This window comes from Methanobrevibacter sp. (assembly GCF_017431965.1).
GTDB lineage: Archaea > Methanobacteriota > Methanobacteria > Methanobacteriales > Methanobacteriaceae > Methanocatella.
Window position 1 is genome coordinate 19096 of record NZ_JAFRKB010000004.1, and the last position, 20151, is coordinate 39246.

The window sequence follows — 20151 nt, forward strand, 5'->3', positions numbered from 1 at the left end:
CTATGATCTTGATTTGAGCGTAACCACATTAGCTAAGATTAATGCACCAATGAACATGAAAGTAAATAATGCCATACCATTAATTGTTCTGTTAAATACAAATACACCAATTAGGGATTGTGCGCAAAATGCCGCTAATGCACCAGTTAATAAAACTTCTCTTCCCAAATACTTTTTATTGTTTTTCTCTCTTTTTTCCCTGTAAATAGTTAATACTTTAAAACCGATAATGATTGTTCCAAGCACAAATACCATTAATCCAACTAATCCCAATATTCCAAAGTCAAAACCGTATCCGAATATACCTGGAAGCATATAATCGATTGTATCCTTTTGGTTAACTAATACTCCAAAGAACAATGGGAAAGGTAGACCGAAGAACAGAACCAATTGCATAGGCAATGTCACATAACCCTCGGCAAATGCCGTTCCTTCAGCTCCCCAATAAGAAGCATTTCCACTATGCCCAATAATCTGAATATTATTCAATACTGTTTTAATACTAGTTAAAGAGTATTGTTCAATCCTACCCATCCTTAAAAGTGGGGAGAAAACTGTCATTCCAGTTATTCTGGACAATACCTCAAGAGATACGAAACCTGCAAGTGCAATACCCAAAAACATTACTACTCTTCTGCCGGTCAATATGGTCTTTTCTCTGAAGGATTTGGATATGATTATATAACCTAAAAACAAACCCAATAACCATAATAATAAGAAAGACCTGTGCATTAAACCTCCGAAAACAGTGATACCCACAATGAACAATATCACAAATCGTCTAAGTGGCCGTATATCCACACCCGATTCCTTCATCACTTTCAGCGAAGCCAAAGCAGTTACAGCACCAAGCAATGCTATAGGTCCGAATGGGTGAGTGAACTCTGCCTGACTTGATGACAAAATTAGTAAAAATATATCTGCTCCGAAAAGAAGTGTAAAACCGCCTAAAATAAATAAGGATAAAAAGGTCACTACACTTAAAGATAACGGAATCAAGTTAAGACAGAAGACTAATGTAACAAATAGCATTAATCCTACTTCAACAATTAATTGTAAATGATTTTGAGCAATCAATAACATATTCTAATCACAATATTCTTTTATTTTATAAATGGACTGACCGGGATTTGAACCCGGGGCCTCCGCCATGCCAAGGCGACGATCTACCATCTGAGCTACCAGCCCAAAAAAACATAAATCAAATACCATAATAATATTTGACAATTTTAATATAAATAACTACTTACCATTTTTGGCCAAGTCATAAAGATTATCAATAATTATCTGGAATAGGTCATCAGTTTTTACCTCAATTTTTTCATGAGGATGAACGATGAATTCCAATGCTTTATCAATAACATCTTCGGTATCATGTGACCTATACATCAAACCTTTATTAATGTAATACTGGTCAACAGATAAAGTTTCGCCAGGATAACATGAAATAACAGGAGTCTGCAGAATTGCGGCTTCCCTATTCATTGTACCGCCGGCACCAATTACCAAGTCGCATTTTTTAATAATGCTGGATGTATCGACAGGAGGTTTTAAAATTGAAACATTATCAATGCCTTCAAATATATCCGCCTGTTCTTTAAATCTTGGAAGTATCAAAATATTAGCTACATTCTTTAGCTCATCAACAATAGGTGATAGGACTGATTTTCTACAATCCGCATCCAGATATGAAGCGAGTGAAGGTTCTGGCCTCATCAATATTGTTTTGGGATGTTTCAAATCAAGGTCCAAATCATTGAAAACATCATCATTGTATTCAAAGCTTTTAAAATGCATCAATTCGGAAGTTCCATCATATGGAATGATTGTATTTGGGTCTGCTCCAAATTTCATTAATTTCCAAAAATCAATGATATTCGGTGTGATGATTCTATCACACAATGGAAGTGTTAATTTATTTGCGGCCAATGCATGCTCATTATCAAGGACATATAAACTTGGAATTCCTAAACCAAAAGAAATTCTCGGAAGTTCAATGGAATGCTTGCTAAGGGCAACATCCACCTTTTCATCATGTATAATATCCACCAGATTATAAACTCTTTGAGTGCTTTCCCTTAATTTATCATAAAGGCTCACTCCATGTTTTCCAACGGATATGAAGTCAATTTCATACATTTCCAATAGTTTATGAATATCACCAAATTGCCTTGCTGTAACTATTACATCCTCGCCTTCAGCTTCGAGATATTTAATTACATCCTTGAAAAACCTCACATGAGGCGCATTTGAAATGTCTATCCATACTTTCATGAAACCACCAACAAATCAACTATAAATTATCTTTTATATCTTCAATAGCTTTAATAATTTCATCTAAACCATTGCCATCCTTCAAATTAGATGTAATGACTTTGACATTTGGATTTAATTTTTTAGCATCAGCAACCATCTTGTCAACATCGGCACCAACAGCTTCAGCCAAATCAATTTTATTAATAACAATCACATCGGATGTCTGGAATATGATCGGATGTTTTTCTACAGTGTCATCCCCTTCAGTGACACTTACAACAACAATTCTCATGTGTGAACCTAATTCAAAGTCAACCGGACATATTAGATTGCCCACATTCTCAATAATTACCATATCCAAATCTTCCAATGGCAAATCATGAAGGCCATGACCCACTAAATGTGCATCCAAATGGCATTCCTTACCAGTATTTAATCCTTCAACTGGAACATTATGTGATTTGATACGTTCCGCATCAAATTTTGAGATTACGTCCCCTGCGAGAACACCTATCTTATAATCGGTATTATCAATGATTTCCTCAATCAGTGTTGTCTTACCGGAACCAATAGCTCCAACAAAATCAACACAAAAAATTCCGTTATCTTCTAAATTTTTTAAGTTTTTATCTGCTAACCTTTTATTAGCATCCATAATATTTTTCGCTACTTCAACATCAGCTATTTGGTGCATATTTTCACCTCAATTAAATTATTCATCATCAGGTTTTTCTATAACTATATTTTTAACAACAATGTCTTTTCCATTTAATATTTCAACCGCTAAACTATCACATTTTGGACATTTTACCATTGGCGCATAGTGGTCCTTATCATCCAGTATAGCGTCTCCATGGAATTCACATTCAGAACATTTAACTTCAACAGGAATCTCTTCAAATTTAATTTCTGCATCTTCGACTATAGTATTTTCAACTAAAACTCCTAAAATAAACTTCAATTGTTCCGGATTTACCATAGCCAATCTACCAAGCTCTATAGTAACTTCATTAACTTCAGTGGCATTATTATTTTCTGCAGTTTCTACAACCGCATTGATAATGCCCTGAGCCATTGATAATTCATGCATTTTATTTCTCCTACTTATAAATATTAATATTATAAGTTTAGTCTTATTTATTTATAAAGCTATTTAATATTTAAAAGAATTTTATGTAATACTTAAGATTTTAAAAAAAATAATTTAATGTTGCATTTAACAACATTTAAATATTTTCAAAATAAAAGATATTAATATGACTTACAAATCAAAATTCGGTTTTGGATGTATGAGACTGCCTCTAACCGATGAAAATGACCCTACATCAGTGGACCAGGAATTGTTTAACGAAATGGTTGATGTTTATATGGAAAAAGGATATAATTATTTCGATACTTCCTATGCATATCACGGAGGAATTAGTGAAATCGCCATTAGAAAAGCAGTGGTTGAGAGATACCCCCGCGAATCATACCAAATCTGTGATAAGATGCCGACATGGGCATTGACATCTGCTGAAGATAATGAAAAGTTTGTCGGTGAAATGCTTGAGAGGTTAGCAATCGATTATTTTGACGTATTTTTCATCCACAACATCAATGTTCCATGGCTTAAGCTAGCCGAAGACAACAATACCTTTGAATATGTTAAAAAAATGAAAGAAGACGGAACAGCTAAAAAAATTGGTATCAGCTTTCACGATAATGCAACCCTTCTAAAAGAAGTTCTTGAAAAATATGGGGATATCCTAGATATCGTCCAATTGGAACTTAACTATCTCGATTGGGAAGATAAATCCATTGAAGCCCGCAAATGCTATGACTTGTGTGTTGAATACGGCTGTGACGTTTATGTAATGGAACCTTTGAAAGGAGGAGTGATAGTAAACACTTCTGATGAAATTAAAAAAGACTTCGAAGAATTTAATCCGGATAAATCAATAGCCAGTTTTGCAATAAGATTCTGCGCATCACTTGAACACGTTAAGATTGTCTTAAGCGGCATGAGCAAAATGAGTGATTTGGAGGACAACATCCATACCTACGACAACTTTGAACCGTTGAGCGAGGATGAAAGTGAATTTTTAGATAAAATGGCTTTGAAACTCAGACAATCCGTGGCTGTTGCCTGCAGTGAATGCGGATACTGTGTTGAGGCATGCCCGGAAATGATTCCAATTCCGGAATACTTCCATTTATACAACACCAGCAAAAACCAGCCTGAGTCAAATATTTATAAGCACTATTTCGATAAGTTAGGTGATGAAAAGGTCCCTGCTGACGACTGCACATACTGCGGAACATGCGTTGACCACTGCACACAAAAGATAGAAATACCTGATGAACTTGAAAAGGTAAGGGAGCATTTCGAAGAAGGCTTCAGTGCTTATGCTGGAGCACCCTAAGAAACTCTCATTTTCAATTCCTTAACCATTTCACCATTTTTATTTATTTTATAGGCCATTTTAAAGTATTCAATAGCCTTTGAAAACATTCCTGATTGATAGTAAATTAAGCCCATCAAAGCCAGCGCTTCTGAATTCTTACTGTCAAAACCAATTAGCCTTTCCAAAATCTCAAAAGAAGTCTCCAAATCCCCCTGCTCATATAAATCATAAGCTTCCTCATACAACACTTCTTCATCATCTAAAGTGTTAATTTCAACATCATTTTCTAGATTATCCGATTTTTTACCCTTCAGCAAAACTTCAAGATCATTGGCTCTTTCATTTGCCTTATCAATGATTAATGCACGTTTTAAAAACATTTTTGAAATGTCAATTTGATCCTGATTATATAATATTTGAGCCATTAATGCCAATGCATCAACATGGTTTTTATCCTTAGCCAGAATATTATTCAGAATGTCCTTTGACTGTGAGTAATCCCCCTTATTATACAGCTCAAGTGCATCGCTAAATTGAATGTCGGTTTCATCAACCAATTTTTTAGGAACAATCTCTTCATTAATCTCTTCCTTTTCTACAGTTTCATTGGAAATTAGCTTACATATATACTTCAAAATGTATTTAGTGGCATTTTTGTGAAGGGGCTTATTATCGTTTCCGCATTTCGGCGAGTATATGCATGCAGGACAACCGCTTTGGCAGTCACAATTATCCAATAAGTCTATTGTAGACTTTAATAAATCGATAAATACATCCACCGCCTTTTCACATATCCCAATTCCACCTTCATAACCATCATAAATAAAAATTGTTGCCTCCTGAGTATCAGGGTGGTAATTTGTTGAAAGGCCACCTATATCAAACCTGTCACACATCGTATGAAGTGGGAATAACCCAATTAAAGCATGTTCCGCACCGTGAAGGCCTCCTGCAAAAACCTCTTCCTCATTTGGAAACATGTCTTCCAACGTGTCTTTGACATTTTTTGGAATAGTAAACCACAATCCTTTGGTATTGAATTTTAAAGGAGGCAAATCCAATGGATAAGTACCTATTGCTTTTGAAAATTGCATTTTTTTGTATTTGAAGTAATTTTCGCTTACAGTCAGCTCGCCAAAGTGAATTGTAAGCTTCCCATATTTGGTTTTGGATAATTTCTTTTTAATGGCAATGTCGGTCTGGTTTAAAACCATCGTGTGATAGTCAACATCCTTTTGGGTTACATTGACAAATCCCCTTGACAAGCTTACACTATCAACAACATAAGTATCTCCCTTATTAATCAAGATTGCCCCTTCATGGGCCTCCCTGTAAACTTGGGCACGTTCCATGGTCTCCAAAAGCCGACCGTTGTTCATTACTTTAAACTCTTGGCCTGAAATTTGATCTAGAGAATGGTCAAGTGCAGGATTGTCATCATAAGGATACATATAATCCCCCCGGGAGTTAATGTGCAAATCCTTATTAGAAACCAGCTCATCAAGCAAATCATCATCAATATTGAAGTATTTTTCAACTTCCCCATACTTTAATGGCAATTCCTTAGCGGCGCATAAAAGATGGGCCTCCTGCAAGATCGGATTAGTCAAATCAATGATTGCATTCTCATGAGGTTTGTCAAAGAAGAATTTCGGATTATTCATAAAGTACTGGTCAAGCTGGTTTTCAAAGGCTATCAAAATGGCCAGAGACTTTTGATTGCTCCTGCCTGCACGCCCAGCCTGCTGCCAAGTAGAAATCATGGTTCCGGGATAACCTGAGATTATAACCGCATCAAGGGAACCTATATCAATACCCAATTCCAAAGCGTTAGTGCATGTGACTCCCAAATATTTTCCGGTCTTCAAACCTTCCTCTATTTCACGCCTCTCTTCGGGTTTATAACCTGCCCTATAAGCAGCAATCCTATGGGCCAGCTTTCCTTTAGTTTGTGTCATGTCCTTTTTAGCCCACATTGCAATGAGTTCTGTGGTTTTTCTTGAAACCGTAAAGCATAATGTTTGAATCCCTTTAAACATCATATACATGAAGATGTTTTCAGTTTCCATGTGGACGGAAGGTGCATTTTGAATATTTACTTTATTTCTTCTGTAATTCTTAAAAGGATTATACAATACAAAATCCTTCTCGCCGCTAGGAGAAGTATCATCATCAACAAGTTTAAATTCTTCCCCAGTTAACCTGTTGGCCAACTCCAGGGGATTTGCAAGAGTAGCTGATGACAATATGAACTGAGGATAAGAACCATAAAAATTAGCTATTCTTTTTAATCTTTTAATCAGGAATGCGACATTGGAACCGAATACACCCTTATAATAATGAGATTCGTCAATGACAATATATTTCAAATTGCGATAGAACCTTGACCATTGATGGTGCCATGACAAAATCAGATGCAATTGATAAGGATTGGTTAAGACAATCCGTGATTTTTCGCGAATGCCCTTTTTATCCTCTCTTGGAGTGTCTCCATCATAAGTTCTGGGATTGATTTTAATGTCCAATTCCTCTTCAAGATTTTCCAGCACGTGAAGCTGGTCATTTGAAAGGGCCTTTGCGGGATATATGTAAAGTGCCGTTGCATCACTATCCTCTATCATTGTCTCCATTATAGGTAAATTAAATGCTAAAGTCTTTCCAGAAGCCGTTGGGGTTGTGATGATAACGTGTTCACCATCTTTAATTGCCTCATATGTGTCGGCTTGATGATTATATAATTTTATACCTTTCCCATCAAGATATTCGACAATCTTGTCATTTAGATTATTAACTTTTTTAAAACTGGCCTTCTTTGCTGGAATAGTCTCCACATGGGCAATATTATCCCTATAGCGAACATCGTTTTTAAACATATCAATATTGTTAGAATCAGACATAATCTCAGCAAGTAAAATTTAATAAATATATTTTAAATCCAAATAATATTTAAAATTATCCGTTTTCTAAAAAAAGAAGTTAGGATAAAAATCCTAACTATTCATGCATATTATGGAAGTGAAAACCTTCCATAATCATAATCTTAAATACATCTAATAAAAATATATCGTAAAGTAAAAATTAGTTTTACACAAATATATTTTATATTCAGGCAATAGTTTTCAAATGCTCTCTCAATTATTATATTAATAACATAATCACATAAATTAATTAATATAGATTCAGAGGGAAAAAATGATTTCATATGAAGAATTTGAAGATATAATTGTAAATACGCTTAAAAGAAATATTTCTTCAAATAAAGACCAGAAAAAGGCTATTTTATCTAATCCTAACAAATCACTTTTCATAGTTGCCGGTCCGGGTTCCGGGAAAACCACTGTAATGGTATTGAAGATATTGAAATATATATTCGTGGATGATATCAGCCCTTCTGAGATTTTAGCCACCACATTTACTCGAAAAGCAGCAGATGAGCTATATTCAAGAATTTTAGGCTGGGGAGACCAGATTAAAAATCATCTTATTGATAATATGGGAGACAGTTTTGAAGATGCCCATAAAATCGTTGAAATTGAAAGAATAGACTTTAACTTAATAAACATAGGAACTACAGACAGCATTGCTGAAGAATTGCTTAGGGAAAACAAAAAGCCTGGAGAAAATCAGGCCATAGTCATTGAAGAATTTGTTGCAAATACGGCAATGATTAAGATTCTCATCAAAGACAATAAATACCTCGATAAAAATCTTAAAGAATATCTGATGGAATTGAGCGGAAGGGAAAAGCTTGAGGAACCGTCAAAAATGAGCGAAATCCTGATGGAAGTGAAAAACAGGATTTACTATGACCAGATTGACTTTGAAGAGCTATACGAAAAAACTCAAGAAAACAGTGGACCCAGATTAGCGCTTGACTGCATTAGGGAATATGAAAATACTCTAAAAAGCAGAAATATTATCGATTTTGCAATGCTTGAGAAAACATTTCTCGAAAAACTAAAGAACAATGACCTGGATTTATTTTTAGACGAAATAAAAATAGTCTTAATCGACGAGTATCAGGATACAAACCTGATTCAGGAAGACATCTACTTCACAATAGCAAAATCAGCACTCCAAAACGACGGCAACATTACCGTTGTAGGCGATGATGACCAATCCCTTTATAGATTCAGGGGAGCTACAGTAGATTTATTTACAAATTATGAAAATCGTGTAAGACAAAGGCTTGGAATTGATGTGGAAGAAATCAATTTGAGAACAAACTACAGGTCAACTGAAAATATTATCGATCATTGCAATCAATTTGCCGAGCTTGATAGCGAATATCAATATGCAAGAGTTGAAAATAAGCCTAAAATCATAGCTCCAGACTTTGATAAGGATAAAATGCCAATTTTAGGAATGTTTAGGAACAATCCTGAAATATTGTCAAGAGACCTGTCAAAATTGATAGATGATTTAGTAAACAAAGGCGAAAGTGAACTGAAAGTTTTGCAGATTTTAAATGAGGATTACTATAAAAAAGTAAATGGCGCTATAAATATTGCCAATTTACAGCAAATCAAACAGGAATCCATTAAGGCAGGCAGAAAACAAGAGAGGATAAAAATTAAATTGGACAGTAATTATGGATCTGCCTCAGATATAGCTATTTTATCATATTCACCAAAAGAAATGCAATATGGTAATCGTTCATTTCTCCATCACCTAAGAAAAAATCTTAAAAGACTCAGAAAACCGATTGAAATGTATAATCCGAGAGGGGTTGACCTTCCGGACATTGATGTTGTTGGAGTCTTCTGCGGTTTAATGTTGGAATGTATTGACCCTGAAGGAAGCATTCAAAAATCGGATAAGACCATTCCCAATTTGGCTAAAAGAAACATGACCCGCTGGAGATTTAAAGCGAAAGATTTTATTAAGTTAAACCCGGAACCTCATGAACCCGTTTCCTTAAATGATTTTGTAACACGTTGGCAGCTTAGAAGACCATATCCTGAAGTTGTAAATGGTATCGAGCAAAGCTGGCCCCAAACTGCAAGTCTAATGGAACTTGCCTATAAATTAACAACATGGATTGAAGAGCTGCAGGAAGACGTGGAAGGAATCGTATACCTGGAAGCCATTACCAAATCCATTACACAAACCGGATTTTTCAATGATTACCATTCCACTATCTCATTTAAAAATCCGAATCAGGAAAGGGAATCCGTTTTAGAGGCAATATGGAACATCTTTATACCTCTGTCAACAGGAGGCGTAAGTATTGATGAATCCCTTTTGGAGACACTGCCGGACAATAGGATAAACGTTTTATCAATACATCAGTCAAAAGGCCTGGAATTTCCTCTCGTTGTTGTTGATGTGGGTTCCAAATTCAAAACAAACGATAGAAGAACTCAACGTTTAAGATTTCCAAAATTGCTGCCTGATAAACTTACCATTGAAGATACCATTAGACAGCACAGTACACTTGGTCAAAGCGTTAGAAGTGAAAAAGACCGTTCGTTTGATGATTTAGTGAGACTTTATTTTGTTGCATTTTCCAGAGCCGAAAGTGTTTTACTGTTAATTGGATTGAATCCAGCCATTGAGGGTTATATCAATAAAAACAAACACTTTGATATTCCGAATGTTGCCGTTGGGTGGAGCAGGGATGAAAAATATGTTGGATTTAGGGAGATATACTTAATTTAGGAGATTAACCATGAAATTGCCTTCAAGATCAAAAGCCTATATGATTCCGGAATACAGTTTAACCGGAGACCTATTGTCATTTTTAACATGCAATCTTCAATACAGATATCAGAATAAAGGTACGCTTCCACCTTCCAAACCTGTGCAAAGATGGTTCGGGGAGTTTATTCATGGAGTTATGGAAGAAGCATTTATTCAATGGAAACACAACAAAACGGAATTTCCATGGGACTGGAAAGAGGATATCCGACCTATTGAAGATTTAATTGATTTAAGACTACAAACAAGAGGGTTATATCCTCATGATGAAGACCTGTTTTTCAGCATATTGAATCAACCCGACAATGATTTAACAATTGATGATTTAAACGAGCACGACCATAAAAAATTAGCCAGCGCAAGAGCGGAAAAGGCCATCAACATTTGGGGAAAACATCTGTTTCCATTAATTGACTCATCAGAGTTAATGATTAAAGGAATAAGAAACATGCCCCAATATGATGAAAATAGAAGCAGGTCCAATTATTATGGAATCAACGGTGTTGTTGATGTATTAACCTCTATGAAAATCAATAAAACTTTAGAGCAAAGCAATTTGGATAACTACAACAACAAAATTATTGAAATTCTTAAAAAGGATCCTCAATTTCAGGAAAAAATCAAAAATACTGATGAAGAGGATTATGAGATCATTATTGATTATAAAGGAATGAAAAGGCCTCCAATTGAAGTGAATGACCCAAAATCCGAAAATAAATGGGAAAGCCATAAACAGCAAATCTTAACATATTCCTGGCTCAGGTCAAAGCAGGAAGATTCAAAAACTATCTTTGCAGGAATAATTTTCTATTTGAATGAACTTGTTCCCTCAAAAGAGGATTTAATGCTGATTAAGGATGAAATGAAAAATGGCTTAATCGATGAAGAAACCCTAGAAAAATACGAAAATGACTTCAATTTAATTGATAAATGGCAAGAAGACGATAAAGCGCCTGAATTAAGCGATGATTTTAAATTAGGCAGATCCATTAGAATAATCAACATTGATGAAGATGAAATTGAAAAATCACTTGAAAAATTTGATGAAGTTGTTTACAATATAGAAGAATCTTTAATTAAGGAAATAAAAGGGTGCAAAATTCAAGATGCCTGGAAAGCGGAAGCCGATGAGAGAACATGCACTGCATGTGATTTTAAAACATTTTGCAAAAAAAATAAAAACAAACCGAAAGAATTTAAAATTCCATAAAACAATATACTAATCAAAGGTGTTATCTATGACAAATTTGGAAAAAAATCAAAAATATTGTGAGGTTATTGAAAGTAAAATTAAATTAGATGCAAAGCCTGTTGCAATGAAATTGATTAAAACAGAAGATGACCTTTTAGAAGGTTATGAGTTAATTGATGAAAAAATCAGACATTGCGAAATGGTCAGGAAAGCATCATTAGGTGCTAAATTTTACTCAACAATTGAAGAACAGATGTGCTTAGGTGGAGCAGGAGCTATCGGACTTAGGGATATGCCTCCAAAATTAGCAAATGGAGAAAAATACTTCTCTTTAGGAAGATTCCAAGATTTGGAAACTGCTAAAAAACTCACTGATAAACTTTCAATCATTGAAGAAAGATCATGGGGAATTATCTATGCGCCATTAGATGAGGCTGATTTTGAAGCTGATGTCATCCAAGTAATAACCGAACCTGTTGGTGGAATGATTCTTGCACAGAGTATTGTTTACAAAACCGGTGAAAAGATTAACCCTTCATTTGCAGGAATTCAATCATTGTGCGGAGATGCATTTGCAAACCCATATCTTGCAGATGGAATTAACTTTACATTAGGTTGTGACGGTTCCAGAAAGGCAGCAGACATAAAAGATAATGAAATGACTGTTGGAATCAGTGCAGCTAAAATCGAAGAAGTTATTTCAGGTTTGGAATCAATCTAGGAGATTTAGATAATCTTCATAATGATTGATATTCAATAATTCCTTTTTATTTTTTTCTTTTATTCCATAAAATACATAGCCGTCATCAAATATTTTTCTCAAAATTGGATTTAAGTTGTCATCCTCATTTTCTAAATATTTCATCAAATTCTTTCTATGGGCTACAAAAGGCATGCCTAATCCTTCTGCAGTATCCAACAATCCATATTTTCTTCTTCTCAGGATAGATATTGTTTTTTCAGGATTGTCAGAGTTCTGACTCACTTCAATCATTTTATTAAAAGTCTCAGTTGTTACTGTAGGTTGGTCTCCGGTTATGCATAATGCATAATCACAACCTGAATTTGACAGACCATTAAAAAGAGATGTTGATAAACCTACATCAACAGGATTGTTTTCAATGAATTTGACAGAACTATCGTAATTATCGCATATAGCCTCTTTTATTTCACTAGCATAATGGCCAAGTACAACAATGCATTCATCAATGTTTGCAGATAATGCATTATCAATTGTTGTCTCCAAAACTGTCTTATCTCCAAAAGGTAAAATAAGCTTATTTTTCAAATCCATGTTTCGAGAAATCTGGTCTTTTCTCATTCTAGAATTTTTTCCGGCCGCAGTAATAATAGTTGAAATTGACATAAATAAAAAAAGAGAAGATATATTTTAGTTATTTGGAATATATCTTACAATTTGACAATAGATACCCATTCCAGTACCTGAACCTTCTGTCCACATATTAATCTTAACTGGATAATCATGAGTGTTAGATACTGTAATGCCACTTGCAGGGTTGTAACCATACAATACAGCGTTTTCATCACCAGTCATACCAACAGGCATACCAAATCCTTCAGCAAGAACGGCATCCCTCAATGCTCTAGCAGATGGACATACCCCATGTGCAGCACTTCCTCCAGGAGCTGAAGCATCACTGGCTGATTCAAAGTATACGTAGTCTTTACCGCTGCTGGTGGAATTTGGAGGTATAACGGTTCCGTTCCATGCTTCGACAAATTGCCTTGCATTAATCTCCCTAGTCCCATCACCATATTCCGGGTGTGAACCTAAACTGGTTCCATAAACTTCACCAGCTTCTTCGGTGTAATTACCAGAATACAATAGAATAGGTGAGCCGGTAGGATATTCGGCAGCATAATCTACAACCTCTTGTCCAAAGATTCTAGGAACCTCAGAAGCACTTATATCATTCCTTCCATCAGAAAACCAAGCCATACCTTTTTCTAAAGTGAAATTAGATCCTTCAACAGCATCATAATTATACCAGCTTACAATGGTATCATTGTTATAATAATCACTAGTAAAATTCAAATGTTTAATTTCATCAACAGGGACTGATTTTAAAACTTTACCATCTTCAACAATGTCAACACCCTCAGATGTTTTTGTTAAAACTTTAGATGGTACACTATAACCCCATACATAGTTATCAGGTCCTTTAACAGCTAGTTTATCCCCCTCATAAGTCACATAACCTGGTCCATCAATATCCTTAGCATTACCATAGGAATCTATTCCTTCAGTTGAAACAGAACTAAAATCAAACGGTACAACACCCGTCGATAATGTCAGTACAATCCCCTTAAGATCCAAGGCCAAGATTTGATGACCAATACATCCAATATTTGATAAAAACGGCAGTTCAATAGGATTGTTTGCACCTAAAATTGAATCTCCTTCAAACAATGACTCTCCAACGGTAATATTATATGTATCAGCGACATATTTACCCGTATACTGAGCACTGCTTACAAATGAGAAAGCCAATAAAAGGATACATATGAAAAACAATGCTAAAAATATTGTAATTGATCTGCTTCTCCAACTTTGACTCATCTTTTACACCATGATATTATATAACAATAAATCTTTATCTTTAACTTACTATATAAGCATTACTTTTTAGTTATAGTTTCTCAGAAATTAGCTTAATCCTTTCTTGAATATCAATAATTGTATCTTGACCATTACCACCAATTAAAATTGCGTCTTCATGAGAATACTCTGCAACAAGCTCTATAATTTGATCAAGAGAATTTACTGTAATTATATTGCCCATATAACCCAAAGAGTTTAGCCTATAAATTGCGATATCCAATGTATCGTCAAGTCCTGGGAACAATACTATGACTTCAGGATTATACTTTACGGCAACATCCAGAATATCCAACCTATGCTCTTCATTGTGACGAGGAGTGCCAATGAAAATTGCATAAAAATCTCTTTCAGACAATATTGAAGCTAATGCATCAGAATTATCAGTTTTTCCAACATATACTGATGCATCATTAATTTTATAAACGTCCAATCTACCTTGAACTGCCTTGAAATTAAAAAGCATCTCCCTAATAATGTCCTTTGGAATCTTTAATTCCCTTGATATGGCTGATGCCAATCCTGCATTAAGCAAATTAAACTTACCGAAAAGCTGCAGTTCATCCTGATATTCGAAATAGGAAATGTGCTTTCCTGCAGATTCTTTAAAATCACTGTTAAAATCTTGATTGAATGCAGTGAAAATAGTTTTGCCTTCAAAAAATCTAACCAATGAATCTTTATAATTGGCAATGGTTTTGTGAACGTCCATATGGTCATTGCCAATATTTGTAAGTCCTATAAAATCAAAATCAAAGCAGTACCTGCAAAAATCAAGAGTCATGTCACATACTTCAACAAGCAATATATCATAATCGCCGTCATTAGCCTCTAAAATCAAATCATAATAACCGGAAAAGCCTCCGCCACCATTTCCTCCAACTAAAACTTTTTTGCCTGCAGATTCCAAAATACTTTTTAGCATGTGGACTGTTGTGGTTTTACCGTTAGTTCCTGTTATTCCGATAGTAAACATCTTTTTGTGCTTATCAACAACATCACTTAATAAATCTCCACTTTCAAGCAGTCTTTCAGCGAATGTGCCACCATACATGCTTGGACTAATTGCAATTGCATCACACTGTTCAATCGCATACGAATTGGTAAATCCTAAATCAACAGTTAAATTATTGCCAACAATTGAAACTGTCTGTTCACTCTCCAGCACATCCATAGATAATTTTGGTAAATTTAAACCAGACAAATCAACATTAATGTTCAAATCAGTAGCATAAACTTCCCATCCATGATTTAAAAGAGAATTTACTGCTTTCTTTCCTTCTACACCTAAACCTATAACCGCCGCTTTCATAAAATTTTTCCTTATACAATCATTCTATAATTAGATATAACTTTGAACATAATAAATATTTTGAAAACAAATTCTTTTATATTACAAACAATAAAATTAAAGCAAGGTGTTAAAATGTTTGAAGATGAAAAAGACAATAAAATTTATAATCTCATTATTAGCAATGGTACTGATAAAAACCGTGAATATGCTCAATTTACCGAAAAATTATTCTCAAAAACTGATTTTCTATGGAAAGAATCTGTATCAGGATCATATTCCACAGCAGGAGACTTATTTTATGAAAAAATTGATGGGATAATCTTATTAGCAGGCCTTTATAATGACAATAAAGAGTTATTTGATGATTTATTGTCTGCCAGTGAAAAATACAGCATTCCAATAATTTTAGTAAGGCCTTACGGATTGGAGGAAGTTCCAGAAATTTTAGAACAAAGAGCCGCAACAATCGTTGGATGGAACGCGAATTGCATAGTTGATTCAATAAAAAACGCTGATATATTAATTTAAAAAAAATAAAAAAATAATGATATTTAAATAGTTACATTTGAAATACCATTTTCCTTTTCGACTTTAATTATATTGTCTGCTGCATTTTCAAGTTGACTTTCATGAGTTACAATAATCATTTGAGGCAGTGATGATATGTCTTTCAATAAATTAATTAACTCATGTCTTCTTGAGCTGTCTAAATGAATTGTAGGTTCATCTAATAAAATTGTATCCAATTCACCTTTAGACATTGCTTGGGTAATACCAAGTCTTAAAGCTAGTGCAATAGCTATTTTTTCACCACCACTAACCATACTCATTGAAGATTCACCTTCAGGACCAAATACAGTAATATCATACTCTTCATCAATGATTAAATCAGAATAATTGAAATTAAATTCATTGAAGAATTTTTTAGTGTATTTTTGGATTAAAGGTCTTGAAATATTTCTTAAATCCTTTTGAATACCATTTTTACTGTATAAACTTCTGAAGTGGTTTAACAAATCCATATAATCTGAAATATCATCATATTCCTGTTGGAACTTGTCTGCAGTAGAAATTCTTTTAGTTAAATCTTTAATATATGAAATAGACTCACGAGCTCTGCCTTTAATTTCTGAAAGTTCATTGTTAAATGAAGATTGTCTTCTTTCATACATCTCAAAGCGATAAATAATCTGCTCATATTTCTCATTATCATATACAGATGCTTCCATCTTATTTTTGGTGATATCCAATTGATTCATTGAAACACCGATATCCTCCTTAATAGAATTCAGTTGAGTCATTAATGAATTTTTATTTTGAACAAAACCCTTAAGCTGATTATACTCTTCATTTTTCTGCTTTAAATCATCAATCCTATCTTGAAGCTCAGCAGCACTGATATCACCACTTAAGTGGGGATCTTGCTCAATGGCCAATTTAATATTTCTGACATGATTGTCAATTTCATTTTCAACTTGATTCAATTTATATTGGGCTTCAGTTTCACTGCCTAAAACATCCAAAGCACCCTTAGCCTGAACATACTCATCATGAGATTGCTTATAAATCTCCCTATCATCTTTTTTATGAGCGATTTCTAAGATTAATTCACCTAACTTGTCGGTAATATAATCCTTCGACTCAAGGCCTTCATCGATTTCATTTAATTTAACCAACTCTTTTTCAAGATGGGCAACTTTTTGCTTGTATTCAACTATGTCTTTAGATAACTCTTCAAGTTTTAATAGTTTTTCCTCAAAGCTTACTTTATTTTTAGTTAATAAGCGAATATTCTCCTCATTTTCAGAAATTGATTTCGTATTCTCTTCAATTGTAGTAGTGTACTCTTTAATCAATTCTTTTTTCTGAGAAGAGGTAATTTCTGATTGACAAATTGGACATTTATTATCCACTTCGTTTAATTCCTCCAATGGCTTTTCACTAGATTTAATATTTTGCTTAAAGACAACCAATTCTTCATTTTTAGTTATGATATCATCGGACAAACCTTTAATTTTAGATGAAGTTTCATCAATGAAATTATCAGTTACCTCTTCAATATGATTAAAATCATCAACATTTGCCAAAATGTCTTGTGATAGTCCATTATCTGCCAAATTATCTTTAGCCCTTGAGAAAAAGTCTTCAACATCGTTTCTTTCAGATTCAATATCTTTCAATAAATCTTTTTTATCTTGATCTAATTTAGCCATTGTTGCTAATTCTCTTTCAAAACTGATTTTTTGATTGTTTAATTTATTGATTTCCTCATCAGATGCTAAAAATTTATTATATTCCTCTTTTTTATCACTGATAATGGCTTTTTGTTGGCTAATTGAATCGAGTTTCTTATTAATTTCTGCTTCATCTTCCTTTAATCTTTGAATGCTAGTAACAGATTTTTCAAAGTCGAGATAAACATCCAATTTTGAAACATATTTTTCCAGTCTGGCGATTTGGTCTTCAGCTTCAAGAATCTTATCTAAATTATCCTGAACCAAACGTTTATCATTTTCCAGTTTAGCTAAAGTCTTTTGTTCATTTTCATAATTATTAACATAAGTTTCATAAATTTCCTTTTCCCTTTCCATATTTCTTTTATTTTCAGAAATATCATTAAGGACTTTATTTACATCCAGAATCTGGTCTTCAAGTTCATGACCCCTGTCTTTAAGAGCATCCAATTCAGACTTTTTCCTTGCATACTCCTCTTTCAGTTCAGATGAATTATATAATTTACCTTTAAGTTCCGCAAGCTGATTTTCGTAATCATTAATTAACGGCAAGAGATTTTTCCATGATTTTTCTAGAGAATCAATGCCTAATAATTTGCCAATCAACAGTTTTTTCTCAGCAGGATTTTTATCAACAAGGTCTGCGATTTCCCCCTGCCTTATATAAATGGCATTAAGGAACAAATCTGAATCAATGTCTAAAATTTGACGAACTTCATTTGCAACTTCCTTATCTCCAGTGCAGATATGTACAAATCCACCATCTTTAGAAGTTTTTTTGTAGATTGATGATTTAAGCATGGATTTTTTACTGCGGACAATTTTATAATCCCTATTATTGGAAGAAAATTCTAATTCAACGGACATGGAATTAGCATTATTGCGTACCAGGTCATCAATTTTCTTAGCAGTGTGCTGTTTAAATAAAGCAAAGCTAATTGCTTCTAATAAAGTGGATTTTCCAGCACCATTTTCACCAACAATAACACTGATTCCCTTATTAAAATTGATTGTAGTGTTTTCATGAGATTTAAAATTAGTTAATTTTAATTTAGTGAAAATCATTCTAGAACCTCCTTGGTTTGTATATTTTCCGGTTCTTCCAAAAGAGTTTCATCTTCGATTTCTTCAATATTCTCTACTGAAGTATGATAATATTCTTCATAGAACTGCTCGATTAAATCTTTAGATTCATCAAGCTTATCCTTAGATAAATATTCATATAAATCAATGGCCAAATTAGTTACGGCTTCATCATCATATGCCTTTAATTGCTCTTTAAGGATTTGCTTAGGACCTACTTGTGAATCGTTTATAATAACTTCTACGTCTAATTCATCATCCATGATGAAGTTTGGTCTAATCATTAAAGCCAAATCACCAAGTTCCTCATTGATTAGCTCATAAACACCTTTGGTGTCCGATTCAACATTCCTAATTTCCAAGTCAAGAATAGGTTTTTTATCAAAGTCCTTGATTGTATCCTTGATGCCTGCTATGCCACTTTCTAAATTATTATAATCAAGTGACCTTTTGATAAATTCACGGGGCATATCTACTTTAACCCTTTTTATGAGCGGTTTTGGCTCTTCAAAGTCAACAACTACAAAACCTTTTCCATTTTTAGCATAGTCTTCAAGTTCATTAGTTTTCCATATTTCACCGGAACCAGGATATACCAATCTTCCCTTTCCGAAAGCATCATTAATATAATTGTGAATATGGCCTAATGCATAATAATTAAAGTTATCCGGAAGATCACCAATTTCCAATTCATAATTATATCCGAAGTATTTGTCAATGCCCTGATGCAATACCAATACGGATTTTTCATGATTGGCTGCCTTTTTGGATAATTCATCCAATTTTGCCTTTAGATTCTTAAGTTGAGATGACGGATAGAAAGGAAGTCCAGCAATAAAGATATCCCCATGCATATAATTGGTATTGATTGGACTAATTACTTTCAAACCCAATTTTTTAAAAATAATTTGAGGCGGAATAGAATCATTACGCATTACAATATCATGATTTCCTGCTATTGCATACATAGGAATTCCCGCACCCTTAAGTTTGAGCAATCCTTTTTGGAATGTCAAAAGTGCAATTGGAGACGGTCTTGCGGTCTCAAATAAGTCTCCACTATGGATTACAAAATCCACATTTTCTTCAATTATTTTATCTATTACCTTTTCAAACACTTCATAAAAGTCCTTTTCTCGTTCAATCAGACCGAACTGACGATAACCTAAATGAGTGTCTGCTAAATGTGCAAATTTCATTATATAATACCTCTTTTTGTCGATTGTATATAACCAATTTAAACACTTATTAAAGTATTTAATTGAGTAATATTTTATTCGATAGCATATTTAATAGTTTGCTAAGAGAGCATCTGAAAAGTAAAAAATTGATAATTAAATTGATTTAAAACTAAAAAATAAAAAAATAAATGAAAAAAAAGAAAA

Annotated in this window: 14 protein-coding genes, 1 tRNA gene and 1 pseudogene; 5 read left to right on the forward strand and 11 right to left on the reverse strand. The window is 33.8% G+C overall.

What is annotated here, in order from left to right; all coding sequences use genetic code 11:
• The 5 genes from IJI93_RS00575 to hypA all read right to left on the reverse strand — a co-directional run bounded on the left by IJI93_RS00575 (window position 1) and on the right by hypA (window position 3346).
• Complete coding sequence (locus IJI93_RS00575) at window positions 1-1083, reverse strand: hypothetical protein (RefSeq protein ID WP_292818359.1); 1083 nt, start codon at window positions 1081-1083, stop codon at window positions 1-3.
• A 32-nt stretch (window positions 1084-1115) separates the two neighbouring features.
• Window positions 1116-1188: transfer RNA gene (locus IJI93_RS00580), tRNA-Ala, on the reverse strand.
• A 54-nt stretch (window positions 1189-1242) separates the two neighbouring features.
• The gene (locus IJI93_RS00585) at window positions 1243-2274 is read right to left on the reverse strand and encodes a DUF354 domain-containing protein (RefSeq protein ID WP_292818362.1); all 1032 of its coding nucleotides are present in this window, start codon (window positions 2272-2274) and stop codon (window positions 1243-1245) included.
• A gap of 19 nt (window positions 2275-2293) precedes the next feature.
• Window positions 2294-2950, reverse strand: coding sequence for a hydrogenase nickel incorporation protein HypB (gene hypB, locus IJI93_RS00590; protein ID WP_292818365.1), 657 nt, complete (start codon window positions 2948-2950; stop codon window positions 2294-2296).
• An 18-nt stretch (window positions 2951-2968) separates the two neighbouring features.
• Entirely contained in the window at window positions 2969-3346 is a 378-nt protein-coding gene (gene hypA / locus IJI93_RS00595; protein WP_292818369.1) for a hydrogenase maturation nickel metallochaperone HypA, read from the reverse strand.
• A 166-nt stretch (window positions 3347-3512) separates the two neighbouring features.
• On the opposite strand from hypA, the gene IJI93_RS00600 reads away from it, so the two are divergent.
• Window positions 3513-4661, forward strand: coding sequence for an aldo/keto reductase (locus tag IJI93_RS00600; RefSeq protein WP_292818372.1), 1149 nt, complete (start codon window positions 3513-3515; stop codon window positions 4659-4661).
• Between the two features lie 589 nt (window positions 4662-5250).
• Here IJI93_RS00600 and IJI93_RS00605 read toward each other — a convergent pair.
• Window positions 5251-7540 (reverse strand): annotated as a pseudogene (locus IJI93_RS00605) (DEAD/DEAH box helicase); the annotation flags it as partial.
• A 295-nt stretch (window positions 7541-7835) separates the two neighbouring features.
• Here IJI93_RS00605 and IJI93_RS00610 point away from each other — a divergent pair.
• From IJI93_RS00610 to IJI93_RS00620, 3 genes are read left to right on the forward strand one after another with little or no spacing between them, the layout of a single operon-like run.
• On the forward strand, window positions 7836-10304 hold the full coding sequence (locus IJI93_RS00610) for a DEAD/DEAH box helicase (RefSeq protein WP_292818378.1): 2469 nt from the start codon (window positions 7836-7838) through the stop codon (window positions 10302-10304).
• A gap of 10 nt (window positions 10305-10314) precedes the next feature.
• Window positions 10315-11553 carry a PD-(D/E)XK nuclease family protein gene (locus tag IJI93_RS00615; protein WP_292818381.1) on the forward strand — a complete coding sequence of 413 codons (1239 nt, stop codon included), beginning with the start codon at window positions 10315-10317 and terminating at the stop codon, window positions 11551-11553.
• A 28-nt stretch (window positions 11554-11581) separates the two neighbouring features.
• On the forward strand, window positions 11582-12256 hold the full coding sequence (locus IJI93_RS00620; RefSeq protein WP_292818384.1) for a DUF169 domain-containing protein: 675 nt from the start codon (window positions 11582-11584) through the stop codon (window positions 12254-12256).
• Here IJI93_RS00620 and IJI93_RS00625 read toward each other — a convergent pair.
• The 3 genes from IJI93_RS00625 to IJI93_RS00635 form a co-directional block, all read right to left on the reverse strand.
• The gene (locus tag IJI93_RS00625) at window positions 12248-12901 is read right to left on the reverse strand and encodes an NTP transferase domain-containing protein (protein WP_292818388.1); all 654 of its coding nucleotides are present in this window, start codon (window positions 12899-12901) and stop codon (window positions 12248-12250) included. The two genes, IJI93_RS00620 and IJI93_RS00625, sit on opposite strands and share 9 nt — an antisense overlap.
• Window positions 12902-12925: 24 nt before the next feature.
• Window positions 12926-14116, reverse strand: a complete 1191-nt coding sequence (locus IJI93_RS00630; RefSeq protein ID WP_292818391.1) for a hypothetical protein — start codon at window positions 14114-14116, stop codon at window positions 12926-12928.
• Between the two features lie 70 nt (window positions 14117-14186).
• Complete coding sequence (locus tag IJI93_RS00635) at window positions 14187-15467, reverse strand: Mur ligase family protein (protein ID WP_292818395.1); 1281 nt, start codon at window positions 15465-15467, stop codon at window positions 14187-14189.
• A 114-nt stretch (window positions 15468-15581) separates the two neighbouring features.
• Between IJI93_RS00635 and IJI93_RS00640 the strand changes: the two genes are divergently transcribed.
• Window positions 15582-15977 carry a nuclease gene (locus IJI93_RS00640; RefSeq protein ID WP_292818398.1) on the forward strand — a complete coding sequence of 132 codons (396 nt, stop codon included), beginning with the start codon at window positions 15582-15584 and terminating at the stop codon, window positions 15975-15977.
• A gap of 23 nt (window positions 15978-16000) precedes the next feature.
• Here the strand turns inward: IJI93_RS00640 and IJI93_RS00645 are convergent, their stop codons facing one another.
• Window positions 16001-18748: an SMC family ATPase gene (locus tag IJI93_RS00645; RefSeq protein ID WP_292818400.1), complete on the reverse strand. Its 2748-nt coding sequence runs from the start codon at window positions 18746-18748 to the stop codon at window positions 16001-16003.
• Window positions 18745-19965: a DNA repair exonuclease gene (locus tag IJI93_RS00650; RefSeq protein WP_292818403.1), complete on the reverse strand. Its 1221-nt coding sequence runs from the start codon at window positions 19963-19965 to the stop codon at window positions 18745-18747. The genes IJI93_RS00645 and IJI93_RS00650 overlap by 4 nt, the downstream gene beginning before the upstream one ends.
• Between the last annotated feature and the right edge of the window lie 186 nt (window positions 19966-20151).

Bases quoted from the DNA above. Each gene is read 5' to 3' on its own strand.
- IJI93_RS00575 (WP_292818359.1), bottom strand. From the start codon at position 1,083: ATGTTATTGATTGCTCAAAATCATTTACAATTAATTGTTGAAGTAGGA.
- IJI93_RS00585 (WP_292818362.1), bottom strand. From the start codon at position 2,274: ATGAAAGTATGGATAGACATTTCAAATGCGCCTCATGTGAGGTTTTTC.
- hypB (WP_292818365.1), bottom strand. From the start codon at position 2,950: ATGCACCAAATAGCTGATGTTGAAGTAGCGAAAAATATTATGGATGCT.
- hypA (WP_292818369.1), bottom strand. From the start codon at position 3,346: ATGCATGAATTATCAATGGCTCAGGGCATTATCAATGCGGTTGTAGAA.
- IJI93_RS00600 (WP_292818372.1), top strand. From the start codon at position 3,513: ATGACTTACAAATCAAAATTCGGTTTTGGATGTATGAGACTGCCTCTA.
- IJI93_RS00610 (WP_292818378.1), top strand. From the start codon at position 7,836: ATGATTTCATATGAAGAATTTGAAGATATAATTGTAAATACGCTTAAA.
- IJI93_RS00615 (WP_292818381.1), top strand. From the start codon at position 10,315: ATGAAATTGCCTTCAAGATCAAAAGCCTATATGATTCCGGAATACAGT.
- IJI93_RS00620 (WP_292818384.1), top strand. From the start codon at position 11,582: ATGACAAATTTGGAAAAAAATCAAAAATATTGTGAGGTTATTGAAAGT.
- IJI93_RS00625 (WP_292818388.1), bottom strand. From the start codon at position 12,901: ATGTCAATTTCAACTATTATTACTGCGGCCGGAAAAAATTCTAGAATG.
- IJI93_RS00630 (WP_292818391.1), bottom strand. From the start codon at position 14,116: ATGAGTCAAAGTTGGAGAAGCAGATCAATTACAATATTTTTAGCATTG.
- IJI93_RS00635 (WP_292818395.1), bottom strand. From the start codon at position 15,467: ATGAAAGCGGCGGTTATAGGTTTAGGTGTAGAAGGAAAGAAAGCAGTA.
- IJI93_RS00640 (WP_292818398.1), top strand. From the start codon at position 15,582: ATGTTTGAAGATGAAAAAGACAATAAAATTTATAATCTCATTATTAGC.
- IJI93_RS00645 (WP_292818400.1), bottom strand. From the start codon at position 18,748: ATGATTTTCACTAAATTAAAATTAACTAATTTTAAATCTCATGAAAAC.
- IJI93_RS00650 (WP_292818403.1), bottom strand. From the start codon at position 19,965: ATGAAATTTGCACATTTAGCAGACACTCATTTAGGTTATCGTCAGTTC.